This window comes from Demequina silvatica, assembly GCF_000971215.1.
Lineage (GTDB): Bacteria > Actinomycetota > Actinomycetes > Actinomycetales > Demequinaceae > Demequina > Demequina silvatica.
In genome coordinates this window covers 264,630-281,993 of record NZ_BBMA01000004.1, presented here as the reverse complement: position 1 = coordinate 281,993, position 17,364 = coordinate 264,630, and the positions used below count along the sequence as shown (strand labels likewise).

Below are 17,364 nucleotides of genomic sequence, written 5' to 3'. Positions count from 1 at the left end.
GCCCTTACTGGATCAGGTAGATCACGGCGAACAGCGCGATCCACACCACGTCGACGAAGTGCCAGTAGTACGAGACGACGATGGTGGTCGTCGCCTCGTGCGGGCCGAACTTCTTCGCGGCGAACGAGCGCGCGAGGACGAACAGCATGGCGATGAGACCGCCGAGCACGTGGAGGCCGTGGAAGCCGGTGGTCAGGTAGAAGACGGAGCCGTAGGGGCTCGACGAGATCGTCAGCCCCTCCGAGATGAGCATCGCGTACTCGTACACCTGGCCGGCGATGAACACCGAGCCCATGATGTACGTGAGCACGAACCACTCATGCATGCCCCAGCCCTTGACCTGGTACAGCTTGCCCGTACGGCGGCGCTGGTAGCGCTCGGCCGCCCACACGCCCGCCTGGGCGGTGAAGGAGGACAGCACCAGGACGGTGGTGTTGGCGAGGGCGAAGGGGATGTTCAGCAGCTCGGTCTTGTCGGCCCAGACCTCGGGAACCTGAGCACGCAGGGTGAAGTACATCGCGAAAAGACCCGCGAAGAACATCAGCTCGGAGCTCAGCCACACGATGGTGCCGACGGCTACCTGATTGGGCCGGGTCGCGTGGATGGGCGACGGCGCAGTCGTGGCGTGGGACATAGGTCCCATTAAAGCGTACGGAGCACCCGGGACTCACCATCCAACGGCCGAACGTCGGCATGTGTTCCCACGGCCGCGCGAGCCGCCTCGGCACCCGGTGCCCGTGGCCGCCGGCGACGGGACGATGCGGGGCGGACCGGCCCTGGTGTCGTGCCAGAATGGGCGCCATGAGCGACGTGGTCAAGCACGAGTCCGGGGACGTGGCCGTCCGCAAGGCTCGCATCCTCCTGTACAGCGACGATCGCAACGTGCGCGAGAAGGTGCGCTTCGCGGTCGGCCCGACCACCCACGGGCGTCCGATCGAGTGGACCGAGACCGCGACGCACGCGGCCGTGATCGACGCGGTGGACTCGTCCGAGTTCGACCTGGTCATCCTCGACGGCGAGGCCGCGAAGGTGGGCGGCATGGCGATCGCGCGCCAGATGCGCCACGAGCTGTACGTGCTCCCGCCGATCCTGCTGCTCGTGGGCCGTCCCGGTGACGCCTGGCTCGCGACCTGGTCGGAGGCCGACGCGGCGGTGTCGCACCCGCTCGACCCGTTCGCGGTGCGCGACGCGGTCGACTCGTTCTTCGCTCCCGCGACCGCCTGAGGCGCGCGATGCCCACGCTCCAGGACCTGCTCGCGCGCCTGGTCGAGCACGAGGACCTCACGGCCGAGGAGACCGGGGCCGTCATGGACCTGGTGCTCACCGACTCCGCCTCGCCTGTGGTGATGGGCGCGTTCCTCGCGGCGCTGCGCGTCAAGCGCGAGACCCCCGAGGAGGTGGCCGGCCTCGCCGCCGCCATGCTCGAGCACGCGGTTCGCTTCGAGGTGCCCGGTCGCACCGTCGACATCGTCGGCACGGGCGGCGACGGCGCGCACACCGTCAACATCTCGACCATGGCGTCGATCGTGATCGCGGGCGCCGGACCCACGGTGGTCAAGCACGGCAACCGCGCCGCCACGTCGAAGTCGGGCTCCGCGGACGTGCTCGGCGCGCTAGGCGTACGCCTCGACCTCCCCGTCGAGCGGGTCAAGGAGCTCGCCACCGAGGTGGGCATCACGTTCTGCTTCGCCCAGGTGTTCCACCCCGCGATGCGCTTCGCGATGCCGATCCGCAAGGAGCTGGGCATCCCCACCACGCTCAACATCCTGGGCCCGCTGACCAACCCGGCGCAGCCGCAGGCGACCGCCATCGGTTCGTCGTCGCTGCGCGTGTCGCCCGTGCTCGCCGGCGTCATCGCGTCGCAGGGGCGCGAGGCGCTGGTGTTCCACGGCGACGACGGCCTCGACGAGCTCGCGCCGACGGGCGCCGCCACGGTCTGGGAGGTGCGCGGCGGCGGGGTCACCGAGCTGCGCCTCGACCCGGTCGCGGACCTCGGGCTCGCCCGGATCACCCTCGGGGACCTGCGCGGAGGCGACGCGGAGGAGAACGCCGCGGTGGTGCGCGACGTGCTCGCGGGCGCCGCCGGCCCGGTGCGCGACACGGTCCTGCTCAACGCCGCGTCGGGCCTCGTGGCCGACGCGACCCTGCCGGGGACCTCGAGCGGCACCCTGGTGGAGCGGTTCGAGGCCGGCATGGAGCACGCCGCGCGCGCGGTCGACTCGGGTGCGGCCGCGAACGTCCTCGACCGGTGGGTCGCGGCGACGCGGTCCTGAGGCACGCGGCCCCGGACTACGCCTACTCCTCTCGCCCGCGCGTGAGCGGGCGCGCGCTGCGGTCCGCGTTGCGCGCCTCGACCCAGCGCGCATGGCGGCCCGCTCCGCCGACGGGGTTCGACCACTCGCCGTCGACGTAGAGCAGGCGGGTGCCCGGCGACTCGATCCATCGCGACACGAGCTCGCGCTCCTCGATCAGCACCTCTTGTTCCAGGCCCAGGTCGTCCGTGAGCGTGTGCAGGCGGTCCGCGGCGTCCCACACGCCGTCCTTGACACGCTCCGAGCCCACCAGCGCGCCTCCACGGAACGCGGCGACGTCCCACCCGTCGCCGACGCGGCGCACCGCCACGATCCCGCAGCGGGCGAGCGCGGCCAGCCGCTGCGCGCGCATCGCGCCGTCGATGACGGCGCTCACGCCGTCGCGGAGCTCAGCCGCGCGTTCGTAGTCCAGCGCCTCGGCGCGCTCCGCGATCTGCTGCTGGATCGCGTCCACCACCGCGGTCGGGTCGCGATGCAGGGCGGTGCGCGCGGCCTCGGCGGTCGAGTCGTAGCCCGACGCCTCGCCGCGGACGCACGGTGCGGCGCACGCGCCGAGGTCCTTGAGGAGACAGGCGCGCGCTCCCGTGCGCGGGGTGATCGGGAGACGCGTGGTGCACGTGCGGATCCCGAGCGCTCCCTGGAGGACCTCGATGGCGAGCCGGGCGTCACCGCCCGACCGCATGGGTCCGAGCGCGCCCTCGGGACCGGCGACCGCGCGCGAGACCACGAGCCGGGGGTACCGCTCCTCCGTGAGCCTCACCCAGGGGGTCCGTTCCGGCCGTGCCGACCTGCGGTTGTAGCGGGGCTTGTACTGGGCGATCAGCCGCACCTCGCGCACGTTCGCCTCGAGCTCGGTGGCGCATACGATGGTGTCGACGCCCGCCGCGAGCTCGAGCATGTCCCTGATGGAGCGCCGCTGCTCCGCGGTGGTGAAGTACGACTTCACGCGCGACCGCAGGTTCTTCGAGGTGCCCACGTAGAGACGCTCGCCTCGGGGGCCGCGGAAGATGTAGACGCCGGGCTTGGGTGGGACGCCCTCCGCCATCGCCGACTTCTTCCGGATGGACTCCGGCATCGGGTTGCGCAGCGCGTCGAGGTCCTCGCGGTGCGTGATGCCGAACGCCGCGATGCGCTCGAGCATGCGGTGGAGGATCTCGGAGGTGGCGCGCGCGTCCTCAAGCGCGCGGTGGTTCGGCTCCACGGTGGTGCCGAACACCCGCGCGAGCGTGGACAGCTTCTTGTTGGGCGCCTCCTCCTTGGTGGTCGCGCGGCGCGCGAGCGTCACCGTGTCGACCACCTGGTTGCCCGGCCAGCGGTAGCCGTGCTCCTTGCACGCCGCGCGCAGGAAGCCGGTGTCGAAGGGGGCGTTGTGCGCGACCAGGACCGCGTCCCCGAGGAACTCGAGGAACGCGGGCAGCACCGCCTCGATGCGCGGGGCGGCCACCAGCATCGCGTCCGTGATGCCGGTGAGCGCGACGATCATGGGCGGGATGGGCATCCCCGGGTCGACGAGCGTCTGGAACTCGCCGATCACCTCCCCGCCGCGCGTCTTGACCGCGCCGATCTCCGTGATCCGCGCGGTGCCCGGAGAGGTGCCGGTGGTCTCGAGGTCGACCACCACGAAGGTGGTGCGGTGCAGAGGCTCGCCGACGTCCTCGAAGGAGCGCTGCTGGTGCAGCAGCTGCTCGACGGTGGAGGAGGGGCCTGTCATGCGAACGACGGTACGTCAGCCCTCCGACAGCGTCCGCTCCCGCGTCCCTTTCCACGTGCGGACCAGGCATCACATCGCAATGTCAGACCCCCTCTCTAGCGTGAGGAGCATGTTGATCGATTGCGATTCGTGCGAGATGCGCGGCAGGAGCTGCGGCGACTGCGTGGTGTCGTTCCTCACCATCGAGGTGCGACCGTCCGACCGGTCCAGGGTCGAGCTCGATGATGACCAGGCGAGCGCGGTGTCGGCGTTGGCGGACGCGGGGCTCGTGCCGCCCCTGCGGCTCGTGCGCCCGCCACGCGCGTCCTGAGACGGCCGGACGCGCCGGCGGGGCCGAGGCCCCACCGGCGCGCCGCAGGCGTGCGTTCAGTCCGTGGGACCGTGGCGGCGGACCACCGTGCCGTCGGGGTCGTAGGACAGCCGGACGGCGTCCAGGCGGTCCACGGCGACCCCGACGAGCGTGCGCTCGGCGGTGGGCCGCTCGACGAAGTTCGCGTACTGGTGGTCGCCCACCCACGGCCCGAGCGAGGCGAGCGCGACGTCGACCATCGCCACGGCCTGGTCGAGGGCGGCCGCCGGCGTCACCGGGGCGACCGCGACCGCGGCCACCGCCCCGTCGATGCCGGTGAGCGCCGCATCGTCCACGGAGCCGTGGGCGAGCGCGCCGCCCAGGTGGCGGAGCTCGGCGGCGACCACGCCGGCGCAGTGGTCGCTGTCGAGCGCCGCGAGCCAGGCCTCGATCGCGGCGTCGTCGAGCGAGGCCAGGATCACGCCCTCCGCGGCGCCGGCGGACGGGTCGGGCGGGTCCATCGCCAGGTGCCCGAGGGCGTCGGGCGTGACGGGCGCGACGTCGTCCATGACGGGGTCGAGCGCGCGCAGGGGCGCGAGCAGGCGATCGGCGAGCCACGGGGATCCGACCACCGCGGCCTGGACCAGCACGAACGATCCGCCGCGGATGGCCGGGGGCACCTCGTCGATGTCGGGGAAGCGCAGCACGCGCGCGGTCGACGTGATCTCGCGGGGGAGCGTGGGCAGCAGGCGGGACCAGGTCTTGAGCACCTCGTCCGCGCGTTCGCGGGGCCACCACAGGGTGCCCGCCGTGAGGCGCGGGACGTCGTAGAGGCGGACCGTGAGCTCGGTGACCACGCCGGCACCGCCGCCGCCGCGCAGCGCCCACCACAGGTCCGCGTGCTCGGACGCGGACGCGACCACCACGGCGCCGCCGGGAAGCGCGACGCGCGCCGAGAGGACGGAGTGCGCGCCCAGCCCGTGGAGGCGGCCGAGCCATCCGAGCCCGCCGCCCAGGCAGTAGCCGACCACGCCCACGGTGCCGGAGGATCCGGACAGCCCTGAGAGCCCGTGCGGCGCCGCGGCCGCGAGCACGTCGCCCCAAGTGGCGCCCGCGCCCACGGTGGCGGTGCGCCGCTCCGCGTCGATCGTCACGTACGCGAGGGCCGCGGTCCGCAGCAGGATGGCGTCGGAGAGGTCCCCGACGGCGGCGGCGCCGTGACCGGTGCCCTGAGGGGCGACGCGCACGCCCATGCGAGACGCGAGGCGGAGCGTGCGGGCGATGTCGGCCTCGGACCGGGCGACCACCACGGCGACGGGCCGCTGGTCGACGCCCAGCTGCCAGGCGGCGCGCGCCTGGTCCCAGCCGGTCTCGGACGGACGGACGACCTCGCCGTCGAGCAGGGCGGCGAGGTCGTCGATCGCGGCGTCGAGGGTGATGCCGGAGAGGGTGGTGCGGGAGGGGTTCGAGAGGGTGGAACGGGCGGTCGAGACGGTCTCGAGCGCGGTGGTGGACAAGGACATGGTGAGAACCTCCGGGTTGGATTCGCCACCATGCTGTGCATGTCCGGAATGTCCGGCCAGCCCCGACTTGTGGTGCCACCCGCATGGGTGCCCCCCGCATGCGGGGCATCCGGCATGCGGTGCCGCGACCCCTGGTGCGCCTACCAGCCGGTTCAGCGCGGGACGGGCGCGTACAGGCGCTCGATGTCCTCGGCGAAGTCGCGCAGTACCTGTGCGCGCTTGAGCTTGAGCGACGGGGTGAGGTACCCGTTCTCGACCGTGAAGTCGTCCGCGAGGATGTCCCACTTGCGGATCGACTCCGCCCGCGACACCGCCCGGTTCGCGCGGTCCACCGCCTTCTCGAGGTGCTCGCGCACCAGCGGGTCGGCGGCCGCCTCGGCGACGGTGAGCTCGGGCAGCCCGTGGGCCTTGAGCCAGCCGGGCAGCGCCTCGGCGTCCAGCGTCAGCAGCGCACCGATGAACGGCTTCGCGTCGCCGACCACCACGCACTGGCTCACCAGGGCGTAGCCGCGGAGCCGGTCCTCGAGCACGGCGGGCGCGACGTTCTTGCCGCCCGCGGTCACGATGATCTCCTTCTTGCGACCCGTGATGTAGAGGTAGCCCTCCGCGTCCTCGTGGCCGATGTCGCCGGTGTGGAACCATCCGTCGGCCATGGCCGCGTCCGTGGCCTCCGCGTTGCGGTGATAGCCGGTGAACAGCATGTCGCCGCGCATGAGGATCTCGCCGTCGTCCGCGATCCGCACCTCGAAGCCCGGCAGCGCCGTCCCGACGGAGCCGATCTTCGACAGCCGCGTGCGGTTGACGTGCGACGCCGCGGTGACCTCGGTGAGACCGTAGCCCTCGAGCACCTGCAGCCCGAGACCGTTGTAGAAGTGCCCCAGCCGGTCGCCGAGCGGCGCCGAGCCCGAGATGGCGTGGCGTGCCCGGCCGCCGAGCACCTCGCGGATCTTCGACAGCACCAGACGGTCGGCGATCGCGTGACGCGCCTTGAGCGCCAGCGACGGACCGCCGGAGGTGGCGAGGGCGCGCGAGTACTCGATCGACTGCTTCGCGGCCCAGCGGAAGATCTTCACCTTGCCGCCCGCGGCGGCCTTCTGCTCGGCGGCGTTGTAGACCTTCTCGAACACGCGCGGCACCGCGAGGATCAGCGTCGGCTGGAAGCTCGCGAAGTACGGCACCAGCTTGCGCGAGTCGGGGCAGTACCCGATCACGGTCCCCGAGGCGAGCAGCACCACCTCGACCAGGCGCGCGAGCGAGTGCGCGAGGGTGAGGAACAGGACGGTGCTCGCGCCGTCGAACAGCAGCACGTCGTCGAGCTCGTCCTGGATCCCGTAGGTGTGGCGCACGAAGTTGAAGTGCGTGAGCACCGCGCCCTTGGGGCGGCCCGTGGTGCCCGACGTGTAGACGATGGTCGCGGGGGAGTCGAGCGTCGCGAGCGCCGAGCGCTCCGCGATGATCGAGTCGGGGATGCCGGCGCCCGCGGCGCGCAGGTCCTCCATGCAGCCCTCGTCGATCACGAGGATGTCGCGCAGCGGGCTCTCGGGGTCCGCCGCGACGGAGCGCGCGAGCGCGGCGTGCTCCGCGGTCTCGACCACCAGCACGGAGATGTCCGCATCCGAGGTGATCCAGTCGATCTGGGACGCCGACGAGGTGTCGTAGATGGGCACCGGCAGGGCGCCGACCGTCCAGATCGCGACGTCGAGGATCGACCACTCGATCCGGGTGCGCGCCATGATGCCGACGCTCTGCCCGGGCTCGACGCCGCGCGCGACGAGCCCTTTCGCGGTGGCGTCGACCATGGCCTGCGCCTCCGCGCCGGTGACGTCGATCCACCGGTCGTCCTCATCGGCGTAGCGCATCACCACGGCGTCCGCGTGGGTGCGCCAGCGCTCCGCGATGAGCGCGACGATGTTGGGTGCGTATTCCGCGCGTGAGGGCTGGCTCATCCTTGGGACTCCCGTGGCAGTAGAGGCGACGTCACAGACGATAGCCTTGACGCAGTCCCAGCGGAGTATCGGAAGGCACCTCAGCATGCATGCAATCGGCGTGGACATCGGCGGCACCAAGATCGCTGTCGGTGTGGTCGACGAGCACGGCACCATCATCGCGAAGACCAAGCGCAAGACGCAGCCGCAGGACCCCGCGAGCATCGACGCCGCGATCGCCGATGCGGTGGCCGAGCTGGCGAAGGACCACGAGTTCCACTCGGTGGGCCTCGCCGCCGCCGGATTCGTCTCCTCCGACCAGGAGCACGTGCTGTTCGCCCCCAACATCGCCTGGCGCGACTACCCGCTCGCCGAGAACGTGGGCCGCCTGCTGGGCCGTGACGACGTCGCCGTGGTCGTGGAGAACGATGCGAACGCGGCCGGGTGGGCCGAGTTCGCCTTCGGCGCGGCGCGAGACGTGCAGCACATGGTGCTGCTCACCATCGGCACGGGCCTGGGCGCGGCGATGGTCGTGGACGGCAAGCTGGTGCGCGGCGCGTACGGCTTCGCCGCCGAGCTCGGCCACCTGCGCGTGGTGCCCGGCGGGCACTCGTGCGGCTGCGGACTGCGCGGTTGCTGGGAGCAGTACGCCTCGGGCTCCGCGCTCACCCGCGAGGCGCGCCGCGCCGCGGTGGACCGGCCGGTGCGCGCCGCGCACCTGCTCGAGCTCGCCGGCGGCGACGCCGCGTCGATCAAGGGTCCCCACGTGACCGAAGCCGCGGTCGAGGGCGACGACCTGGGCATCGAGCTGCTCGCGGAGCTGGGCCGCTGGATCGGCGAGGGCTCCGCCTCGCTCGCGGCGGCGCTCGACCCTGAGCTGTTCGTCATCGGCGGCGGCGTGGTCGCCGCGGGCGACCTCCTGCTGCACCCGGCGCGCAAGGCCTTCGAGGACAACCTGCCCGCGCGCGGTCACCGGCCCATCGTGCCGATCGTGCCCGCGCAGATGGGCAACGATGCGGGTATCGTCGGTGCCGCCGACCTCGCCCGCATCGCAGCCGCGAACCGCTAGGACACCATGAGCGATACGTACTACCGCCTCTTCAAGCACGTGCTCGTGGGCCCCGCGCTCAAGGGCGTGTACAAGCCGTCCGTCGAGGGCGAGGAGCACATCCCCGAGACCGGGGGCGCGATCCTCGCGTCCAACCACCTGTCCTTCTCCGACTCGGTGTTCCTGCCGGTCGTGATCAAGCGCAAGGTGGTGTTCCTCGGCAAGGAGGAGTACTTCACCGGCAAGGGCGTGAAGGGGTACGCCACCAAGGCCTTCATGGAGGGCGTGGGCACCATCCCCGTCCACCGCGGCGGCGGGCGTGCGTCCGAGGCCGCGCTGCGCACCGGTCTCCAGGTGGTGCAGGGCGGCGAGCTTCTCGGCATCTACCCGGAGGGCACCCGCAGCCCCGACGGCCGCCTGTACCGCGGCAAGACGGGCGTCGCGCGTCTCGCGATCGAGTCCGGCGCGCCCGTGATCCCCGTCGCGATGATCGACACCCACATCGCGCAGCCCATCGGCCAGAAGGTGCCCAAGCGCCACCCGATCGGCGTGCGCATCGGCCCCGCGATCGACCTGTCCGAGTTCGACGGCCGCCAGGACGACCGCACCGCGCTGCGCGAGGCGACGGACCGGATCATGGCCGCGATCGCGGCGCTGTCGGGCCAGGAGTACGTCGAGCGCGACGCCGCGTCGGTCAAGCGCGAGCTCGCCAAGGACAAGGATCCCGAGGCAGGGGAGTAGGTCCCCCGTCCCGGTGCCGCGCCCTCAGGCGCGCGCCTAGAATGACCACGAATTCCGCAAGTCATACGACGAAAGGTTTGTCATGTCGGTTCGCCGCGTTGCCCTTCTGACCGCCGGTGGGTTCGCACCCTGCCTGTCCTCCGCGGTGGGCGGTCTGATCGAGCGCTACACCGAGATCGCCCCCGAGGTGGAGATCATCGCCTATGAGCACGGCTACTGGGGCCTGCTGCTCGGCAGGAAGATCGTGATCGACGACGAGGTGCGCAAGCACGCCGGCCTGCTCCACGAGTTCGGCGGCTCGCCCATCGGCAACTCGCGGGTCAAGCTCACCAACGTCGCGGACTGCGTCAAGCGCGGTCTGGTGCAGGAAGGCGAGGACCCGCTGAAGGTCGCCGCCGAGCAGCTCAAGGCCGACGGCATCGACGTCCTCCACACCATCGGCGGCGACGACACGAACACCACCGCCGCGGACCTCGCCGCCTACCTCGCGGAGAACGACTACGGCCTCACCGTGGTGGGCCTGCCCAAGACCATCGACAACGACGTGGTGCCCATCCGCCAGTCGCTCGGCGCGTGGACCGCGGCCGAGGAGGCCGCGAAGTTCGGCCGCAACATCATCGGCGAGCACCGCTCGGGCCCGCGCATGCTCATCATCCACGAGGTCATGGGCCGTGCGTGCGGCTGGCTCACGGCCGCCGCCGCGATGAAGTACCGCGAGGACCTCGAGACCCGCACGTTCCTGCCCGGCATCGGCCTCACCAAGGAGCGCTGGGACATCCACGCCGTCTACGTGCCGGAGCAGAAGCTCGACATCGACGCCGAGGCGGCGCGCCTGCGCACCGTCATGGACGAGGTCGGCAACGTCAACATCTTCCTGTCGGAGGGTGCGGGCGTGCCCGAGATCATCGCCGAGATGGAGGCCACCGGCCAGGAGGTCAAGCGCGACCCCTTCGGCCACGTGCGTCTCGACGAGATCAACCCCGGCCAGTGGTTCGCGAAGCAGTTCGCGGAGAAGCTCGGCGCGGAGAAGGTCATGGTCCAGAAGTCGGGCTACTTCTCCCGCGCGGCCGCGGCGAACGCCGAGGACCTGCGCCTCATCAAGTCGATGACCGACTACGCGGTCGAGTGCGCCCTGCGCGGCGAGCCCGGCGTGATCGGCCACGACGAGGAGGACGGCGACCGCCTCAAGGCGATCCCGTTCCCGCGCATCGCCGGCCACAAGCCCTTCGACACCACGACCCCGTGGTACGTCGAGACCCTCGAGGCGATCGGACAGGCGTAATCACATGACCGAGGCTGCCCTGGCGGCGGCGGGCGTCGACTCGTACCTCTCCAAGGAGGCGAGGCAGCAGCCGCAGTGGCCCGACGCCGCTGCGCTGCGACGCGCGACCGACCGTCTCTCGCAGGTCCCCCCTCTGGTGTTCGCGGGCGAGGCGGACCGGCTGCGTGCGCAGCTGGCCGCCGCGTCCCGCGGCGAGGCCTTCGTCCTCCAGGGCGGTGACTGCGCGGAGATCTTCGCGGAGGCCACCGCGGACCGCATCCGCAACAAGATCAAGACCATCCTCCAGATGGCCGTCATCCTCACGTACGGCGCCTCGACGCCGGTGGTGAAGATCGGCCGCATGGCGGGCCAGTACGCGAAGCCGCGCTCGTCGGACACGGAGACCCGTGACGGCGTGACGCTGCCCGTGTACCGCGGCGACATCGTCAACTCCTCGGGGTTCACCGAGGAGGAGCGCATCCCCAACCCCGAGCGGCTCGTCGACGCGTACCACGTGTCCGCGTCCACGCTGAACCTCATCCGCGCGTTCACGCAGGGCGGCTTCGCCGACCTGCGCCGCGTGCACCAGTGGAACAAGGGCTTCGCGGCGAACCCGGCGTACGCCAAGTACGAGCAGTTCGCGGCGGAGATCGACCGGGCGGTGCGCTTCATGGGCGCCGCGGGCGGCGACTTCGAGGCGCTCAAGACGGTCGAGCTCTTCTCGAGCCACGAGGCGCTGCTGCTCGACTACGAGCGGGCGCTCACGCGGATCGACTCGCGCTCGGGCCTGGCCTACGACTGCTCCGCCCACTTCCTGTGGATCGGCGAGCGCACCCGTCAGCTCGACGGCGCGCACGTCGAGTTCCTGTCGAAGGTGCACAACCCGCTCGCCGTGAAGCTCGGCCCCACGGCCTCGTCGCAGGACGCTGTGCGGCTCGCGGAGATCCTCAACCCCGACAACGTCCCCGGACGCCTCACGTTCGTGGCGCGCATGGGGGCGGACAAGGTGCGCGACGCGCTGCCGTCGATCGTCGAGGGCGTGCGCGACTCCGGCGTCGCGGTCACCTGGCTGACCGACCCGATGCACGGCAACACCTTCACCTCGGACTCGGGGTACAAGACCCGCAAGTTCGACACCATCCTCGACGAGGTCACCGGCTTCTTCGAGGTGCACGAGGCGCTCGGCACCGTCCCCGGCGGCCTCCACGTCGAGCTCACCGGCGACGACGTCACCGAGGTCATGGGCGGCACCGAGAAGATCGACGACGAGGGCCTGGCCCGGCGCTACGAGACCAAGGTCGACCCGCGCCTCAACCACCAGCAGTCGCTGGAGATGGCGTTCCTGGTCGCGGACCTGCTCGCCCGTCACAAGGCGCGACTGCCGCAGCCCGAGGAGATCGCCTAGCCCGCGCATCGTCCCGACGCCCCGTCCCGGTCACCCCGGGGCGGGGCGTTCTGCCTTCCCCGGGCGTGGGGGAGCGGCGGCACGCCGCGAGGGACGATGCGGCGGCTCAGTTGTACTTGAGCGTGATGGTGGTGCCCTGCTCCACCTGGTTGCCGGGCACGATCGACTGGTCGACCACGCCGCCCTTCGAGCTCCACGGCCAGAACGGGTAGAGCTGCACGTCGAGGCCCGCGTCCTGCGCCGCCTTCTCCGCCTTGTCGACCTTCATGCCGATGTAGTCGTCGACGGTGACCAGCGGAGGGCCGTCGGAGACGGTGAGGGTGATGGAGTCGAGGCGGTGCCCGGCGGCACCCGCCTCGGGGCTCTGGAGGAACACCTCGCCCGCGGGCGCCTCGACGGTGCGGGCGCGCTCGACCACCACGGTCAGCCCGTAGTCGTTCTCGAGCAGGCTGCGCGCCTCCTCCTCGGTCATGCCGGTGACGTCGGGGAACTCGATGGGCGCGGGGCCGTCGGAGACCTGGAGGTCCACGGGGGTGTCGTGGCGGACGCTCTTGCCTGCCTTGGGCGTGATCGCCATGACCTGGCCCGCGGGAACCGTGTCGGAGTACTGGGTGGTCACGTCGCCCAGCGGCAGCTCCAGCTCCTCGAGCTGGGACTCGGCCTCCTCCTGGGACGTGCCCACGAGCTTGGGCACCGTGGTCATGCGCGGGCCCTTGGACACCGTGACGGCGACCGTGCCGCCCTCGAGGATGCGCTCCTGCGCCCCGGGGTCGGTGCTGATCACGATCCCCTCGGCGACCTCGTCGTCGAACACGCGCGTGACCTGAGGGTCCAGCCCGGCGCCCTCGAGCAGCTGGACCGCGTCCGCCTGGGTCTCGGCGACGACCGACGGGACGGTCGTGTACGCGCCCGGGCCGATCGAGTTGTACCACCACAGCCCGCCGCCGCCGAGGACCAGCACCGCGACCGCGATCGCGGCGATCCACCAGCCGGCGCGACGGTCGGCGCGCGCGGGTGCCTTCGCCTCCGGGTCGTCGTCGGGCAGTGCGGCGAGCTCGGTGCCGACCGCGGGGAACGGGTGTCCCAGGCCGATGGGCAGCGCGACGGTGGCGCCGGCCGGCGTCGCGGCGAGGATGGCGGTGGCGTCCGCGTCGTGCACCGTGGCGGTCGAGCCCGACGGCGGGTCGGCGCGGCGGGCGAGCGTCGGCTCGTCGAGCAGCCCGGCGGTGCGGCGCACCAGCTGGAGGGCCTCGCCGGCGTCGGCGGGTCGCGCGTCCGGCTCGCGCGCGGTCAGCGCGGCGACCAGCTCGTCGATCTCCGCCGGCAACCACGCGACCACGGTCGACGGCGCGGGGATGTCCTCGTGGACGTGCTTGGTCGCGACCTGGATGGCCGTGGTCCCCGTGTGGGGTTGGCGGCCCGTGATCATCTCGTAGAGCAGCACGCCGCTGGCGTACACGTCGGTGCGGGCGTCGGAGACGCCGCTGGTGATGAGCTCGGGGCCCAGGTACGCGACGGTGCCGAGGATGGTGCCCGACGTGGAGGAGGTGACCTCGGTGACGGCGCGGGCGAGACCGAAGTCGGCCACCCGCGGCCGTCCGTCGTCGCCGATCAGCACGTTCTCCGGCTTGACGTCCTGGTGCACCAGGCCCAGCCGGTGCGCGGACGCGAGCGCGTCGAGGACCTGCTCGAGCGTGGTGAGCGACTCGCGCAGCGACATCGGGCCCGTGAGGGCCATGTGCTCGCGCAGGTTCTCGCCCTCGACGTACTCCATGGTGAGGTAGGAGACGTCCTCGTCGATGCCCTGGTCGTAGACGCGCACCACGCCGGGGTGGGTGAGCCGCGCCGCGGCCTTCGCCTCGCGGCGGAAGCGGGCGACGAACTCGCGCGAGTTGGGGTCCACCTCGAGGTGGCGGTGCATCACCTTGAGCGCGACGTCCCTCTCGAGACGGCGGTCGAACGCGAGGTACACGGTCGCCATGCCACCCGCCGCGACCCGCTCGCGCACCTCGTAGCGGCCGTCGATGACGCGGCCGAGGAGGGGGTCGGTGAGGGTGTCTGACACGGTGAACATTCTAGGCTGACCCCGCGGCGGCTCCCGCAGCGCCCCTGCGGCGCGCCGCGACCAGGGGGGACGATGCTCGGGTCACCCTGGGCGGCCGGGTCACCCGAACCGGGTCATGAGGGCCTTCACGCTGGCCACGTAGTCGACCGTGTCCGAGTGGTAGCCGTGGTCGCGCACGGCCGCCGCGCCTTGGTAGTAGCCGGCGATCGCATCGTCCACCGAGGAGAAGGACCGCGTGAGGTAGCGGAGGATGAGGATCCCCGCCGTCACGTTGTCCTCGGGATCGAGCAGGTCCAGGCGACGCCCCGCCATGTCCGACGCCCAGTCGCCGGACGTGGGGATGACCTGCATGACGCCCACGGCGTTGGCGGGGGAGACCGCGCGCATGTCGAAGCCGGACTCCTGGTAGGAGATCGCCTGCGCGAGCGCCGGGTCGACGCCGTAGCGGCGGGCGGTGGAGACCACGAGCGCCTGCATGCTGTCGCGCGACGGCACCCACCGCTCGAGCAGGGTGGCCTTGTTGATGTTGGCGGCGGACACGATGTCGCGTGCGTACGTGCGTCCGGCGAAGGTGTCGCCCACCAGGCCGGACGCGGGCTTCGCGGAGCCCGCACCGGAGATGCGCAGCCGCTGGCCCACGTAGATGGTCGAGGCGTTGGCGAGCGTGTTGGCGCGGGCGAGCGTCGCGACGGTGGTGCCGTGGCGCTGCGCGATCGCGGACAGCGTGTCGCCCGCGCGGACCGTGTAGACGGCAGTCGCGGCCGTGGTGGTGGACGGCGTGGACGCGCTCGCCATGGTGCCCGCGCCCGAGCCCGGGATGGTGAGCCGCTGGCCCACGGCGATGAAGGACGCGTTGGGCAGGTTGTTCGCGCGGGCGATCGCGGCGACGGTGGTGCCGTGGCGCTGCGCGAGCTCCGAGAGCGTGTCCCCTGCCTCGACGGTGTGGGTCGAGCCCGAGCGGGCGGCGCCCGTCGAGGACGTCGAGACCGGCGTGGCCTTGCCGGAGCCGCCGATGGTGAGGCGCTGGCCCGGGTAGATGAGGCCCGCGTTCGCGAGCGAGTTCTCGCGGGCGAGTGCCGCGACGGTGGTGCCGTGCCGGTGTGCGATCTCGGACAGCGTGTCCCCGGACCGCACGGTGTACGTGGCGGACAGCGTGGGGGTGGAGGCCTGCGCTGAGCCGCCCTTGGTCGGGACGGTCACCGTGGTGCCGACGTAGATGGTCGCGCGGGAGTCGAGCCCGTTGGCGGCGACGATCGCGGGGATAGTGCTGCCGTAGCGGTGCGCGAGGTCGGAGACGGTGTCGCCCTCGCGGACGCGGTGGCGCTCGTCGGCCACCGCCGGTGCGGTGGTGGTGAACCCGAGCGCGGTGACGATCGCGGCCGTGGTGACGGCCCGGGCCGCGGGGATCGACGCGGTCGACGCTGCCATGCGTGCCTCCAGTGTGAGAGATGGGGGTGGAGTGACAGATGTGACAAATGTGACCGTAACCCGGGTTCCGTCCCCGTCGCAAGGCCGGACGCTCTTCTCAGTACCCTGGAGCCATGAACGACGACGCCGCCTGGCTCACCGTGCCCGACTTCGCCGACCGGCTCGCCACCACCGCGAGCAAGGTCAGGGAGATGCTCCGCGAGGGGCAGCTCCTCGCCGTGCGCCGCGGCGAGCGGCAGACCCTCCAGATCCCCGCGGGGGTGATCGTGGACGGCGAGCGCGGCCCCGAGGTGGTCCACACCCTCCACGGCACGCTCACGCTTCTGCGCGACGCGGGGATGGACGACGCCGAGTGCGCCGAGTGGCTGCTCGCCGAGGACGCCGAGCTGGGCATGGCCCCGCTCGACGCCCTCCGCGAGGGGCGCCGGGCGCACGTGCGTCGCATCGCGCAGGCGCTGCTGTAGCGGTCGCGGCGCCTGGGGTGCCGCTCAGGCGCTCCGGTGGACCGCGGCGTCGACCAGCCCGAGCACGGGCCCGGCGTCCGCGAGCGCCTCGACGAGCGCGGCGCGCGCGGCGGCCGCGTGCGCGGCGATCTGCCGCTCGGCGGCGTCGAGCGCGCCGGAGCCGCGGATGGCGTCCACGGCGGCGGAGATCTCCCGGGCCGTGGCGTCCGCCCTGCCGAGCACGCCCAGCACCGCCTCGCGCTGCTCGGGGGTGCCGTGCGCGACGGCGTGCCAGACCAGGAGCGTCCGCTTGCCCTCGCGCAGGTCGTCGCCGACAGGCTTGCCCGTGACGTCGGGCGCGCCGGTGAGCCCTAGCACGTCGTCGCGGAGCTGGAACGCGAAGCCCAGCGGCAGCCCGGCCTCGCGCAGCGCCCTCACCGTCGCGTCGCTCGCGCCGGCGGCCGCCGCCCCGAGCGCCAGCGGGAACTCCGCGGTGTAGGAGGCCGTCTTGGCACGCATGATCGTGCGGATGTCCGCCTCGAGCGCCTTCAGGTTGTCCATGGGCGCGACCGCGACGCGCATGTCGAGGTGCTGCCCCGCGGTGACCAGGGCCGCCATCTCGTCGAACAGATCCGCGACCCGGTCGCCCACCCGGCGCGCGGCGAGGGTCGCGCCGCGCTGGGCCGCGATGAGCGCGACGTCTCCCGAGAGGATGGCGCCTGCGCGTCCGTAGGCCGCGGGGTCGCCCTGCCAGCCCGCCTCGCGATGCTGCGCCTCGAACACGCGGTGCGCGGCCGGTCGCCCGCGGCGCGTGTCGGAGCCGTCGAGCACGTCGTCGTGCAGGAGCGCGGCGGTCTGGAACAGCTCGACCGAGGCCGCGAGCCCGAGCGCCGCCTCGCGGTCGGCGCCGGCGCAGGCGTCGAACGTCGCGAGCAGGAGGCGGGCGCGGAACGCCTTGCCGCCCTCGGAGGACGCCGCGAGGCGGTCGGCGATGTCGTCCGCCGCGGCCCGGGCGGGCGCCATGGATGCGGCCGCCCAGCCGAGCAGGCGTGCGGTGCGATCCGCGATCGCGGATCGGGGGTCCTCGGCGGTCCGATGCATGCGACCAGCGTAGGGGCGTGAGGCGGGCCGATGTCCCCAGGGTCCGGCGAGCCGCGCGCCGTCCACAGATCCGGAGGAGCGGCGTGCCCGGCGGCGCCCGACTGCCGACCCT

At 72.5% G+C, this 17,364-nt stretch carries 15 protein-coding genes; 8 read left to right on the top strand and 7 right to left on the bottom strand.

What is annotated here, in order from left to right:
* Positions 1–4: 4 nt before the first annotated feature.
* Entirely contained in the window at positions 5–634 is a 630-nt protein-coding gene (gene ctaE, locus AOM05_RS07185; protein WP_062520721.1) for an aa3-type cytochrome oxidase subunit III, read from the bottom strand.
* A 167-nt stretch (positions 635–801) separates the two neighbouring features.
* On the opposite strand from ctaE, the gene AOM05_RS07180 reads away from it, so the two are divergent.
* Together AOM05_RS07180 and trpD are read left to right on the top strand one after the other, a co-directional pair.
* Positions 802–1,224, top strand: coding sequence for a response regulator (locus AOM05_RS07180; protein WP_062520887.1), 423 nt, complete (start codon positions 802–804; stop codon positions 1,222–1,224).
* Positions 1,225–1,232: 8 nt separating this feature from the next.
* Positions 1,233–2,273, top strand: a complete 1,041-nt coding sequence (gene trpD / locus AOM05_RS07175; protein ID WP_062520719.1) for an anthranilate phosphoribosyltransferase — start codon at positions 1,233–1,235, stop codon at positions 2,271–2,273.
* 22 nt (positions 2,274–2,295) lie between these two features.
* Here the strand turns inward: trpD and AOM05_RS07170 are convergent, their stop codons facing one another.
* Positions 2,296–4,023, bottom strand: coding sequence for a DEDD exonuclease domain-containing protein (locus AOM05_RS07170; protein WP_082097347.1), 1,728 nt, complete (start codon positions 4,021–4,023; stop codon positions 2,296–2,298).
* 109 nt (positions 4,024–4,132) lie between these two features.
* Between AOM05_RS07170 and AOM05_RS07165 the strand changes: the two genes are divergently transcribed.
* Complete coding sequence (locus AOM05_RS07165) at positions 4,133–4,333, top strand: hypothetical protein (protein WP_062520885.1); 201 nt, start codon at positions 4,133–4,135, stop codon at positions 4,331–4,333.
* Positions 4,334–4,389: 56 nt separating this feature from the next.
* Here the strand turns inward: AOM05_RS07165 and AOM05_RS07160 are convergent, their stop codons facing one another.
* Together AOM05_RS07160 and AOM05_RS07155 are read right to left on the bottom strand one after the other, a co-directional pair.
* On the bottom strand, positions 4,390–5,835 hold the full coding sequence (locus AOM05_RS07160) for an FAD-binding oxidoreductase (protein WP_082097346.1): 1,446 nt from the start codon (positions 5,833–5,835) through the stop codon (positions 4,390–4,392).
* A gap of 152 nt (positions 5,836–5,987) precedes the next feature.
* Positions 5,988–7,781, bottom strand: coding sequence for an AMP-dependent synthetase/ligase (locus tag AOM05_RS07155; RefSeq protein WP_062520717.1), 1,794 nt, complete (start codon positions 7,779–7,781; stop codon positions 5,988–5,990).
* A gap of 85 nt (positions 7,782–7,866) precedes the next feature.
* Here AOM05_RS07155 and AOM05_RS07150 point away from each other — a divergent pair, with 85 nt between their 5' ends.
* The 4 genes from AOM05_RS07150 (at position 7,867) to AOM05_RS07135 (ending at position 12,215) form a co-directional block, all read left to right on the top strand.
* Positions 7,867–8,829 (top strand): ROK family glucokinase, encoded by a 963-nt coding sequence (locus AOM05_RS07150; protein ID WP_062520715.1) that lies wholly within the window; start codon positions 7,867–7,869, stop codon positions 8,827–8,829.
* 6 nt (positions 8,830–8,835) lie between these two features.
* Positions 8,836–9,549: a lysophospholipid acyltransferase family protein gene (locus tag AOM05_RS07145; RefSeq protein ID WP_062520713.1), complete on the top strand. Its 714-nt coding sequence runs from the start codon at positions 8,836–8,838 to the stop codon at positions 9,547–9,549.
* An 82-nt stretch (positions 9,550–9,631) separates the two neighbouring features.
* A complete protein-coding gene (locus tag AOM05_RS07140) occupies positions 9,632–10,831 on the top strand; it encodes a pyrophosphate--fructose-6-phosphate 1-phosphotransferase (RefSeq protein ID WP_062520711.1) in 1,200 nt (399 codons plus the stop codon).
* Between the two features lie 4 nt (positions 10,832–10,835).
* The gene (locus tag AOM05_RS07135) at positions 10,836–12,215 is read left to right on the top strand and encodes a class II 3-deoxy-7-phosphoheptulonate synthase (RefSeq protein ID WP_062520709.1); all 1,380 of its coding nucleotides are present in this window, start codon (positions 10,836–10,838) and stop codon (positions 12,213–12,215) included.
* 106 nt (positions 12,216–12,321) lie between these two features.
* On the opposite strand, the gene pknB is transcribed toward AOM05_RS07135, so the two are convergent.
* Both pknB and AOM05_RS07125 read right to left on the bottom strand, forming a co-directional pair.
* Complete coding sequence (gene pknB / locus AOM05_RS07130) at positions 12,322–14,289, bottom strand: Stk1 family PASTA domain-containing Ser/Thr kinase (protein WP_062520707.1); 1,968 nt, start codon at positions 14,287–14,289, stop codon at positions 12,322–12,324.
* A 90-nt stretch (positions 14,290–14,379) separates the two neighbouring features.
* Positions 14,380–15,708 (bottom strand): lytic transglycosylase domain-containing protein, encoded by a 1,329-nt coding sequence (locus AOM05_RS07125; protein ID WP_062520705.1) that lies wholly within the window; start codon positions 15,706–15,708, stop codon positions 14,380–14,382.
* Positions 15,709–15,821: 113 nt separating this feature from the next.
* Between AOM05_RS07125 and AOM05_RS07120 the strand changes: the two genes are divergently transcribed.
* Positions 15,822–16,172 carry an Rv2175c family DNA-binding protein gene (locus tag AOM05_RS07120; RefSeq protein ID WP_062520703.1) on the top strand — a complete coding sequence of 117 codons (351 nt, stop codon included), beginning with the start codon at positions 15,822–15,824 and terminating at the stop codon, positions 16,170–16,172.
* A 24-nt stretch (positions 16,173–16,196) separates the two neighbouring features.
* Here AOM05_RS07120 and AOM05_RS07115 read toward each other — a convergent pair whose 3' ends face one another.
* Positions 16,197–17,252 (bottom strand): polyprenyl synthetase family protein, encoded by a 1,056-nt coding sequence (locus AOM05_RS07115; RefSeq protein ID WP_062520700.1) that lies wholly within the window; start codon positions 17,250–17,252, stop codon positions 16,197–16,199.
* Between the last annotated feature and the right edge of the window lie 112 nt (positions 17,253–17,364).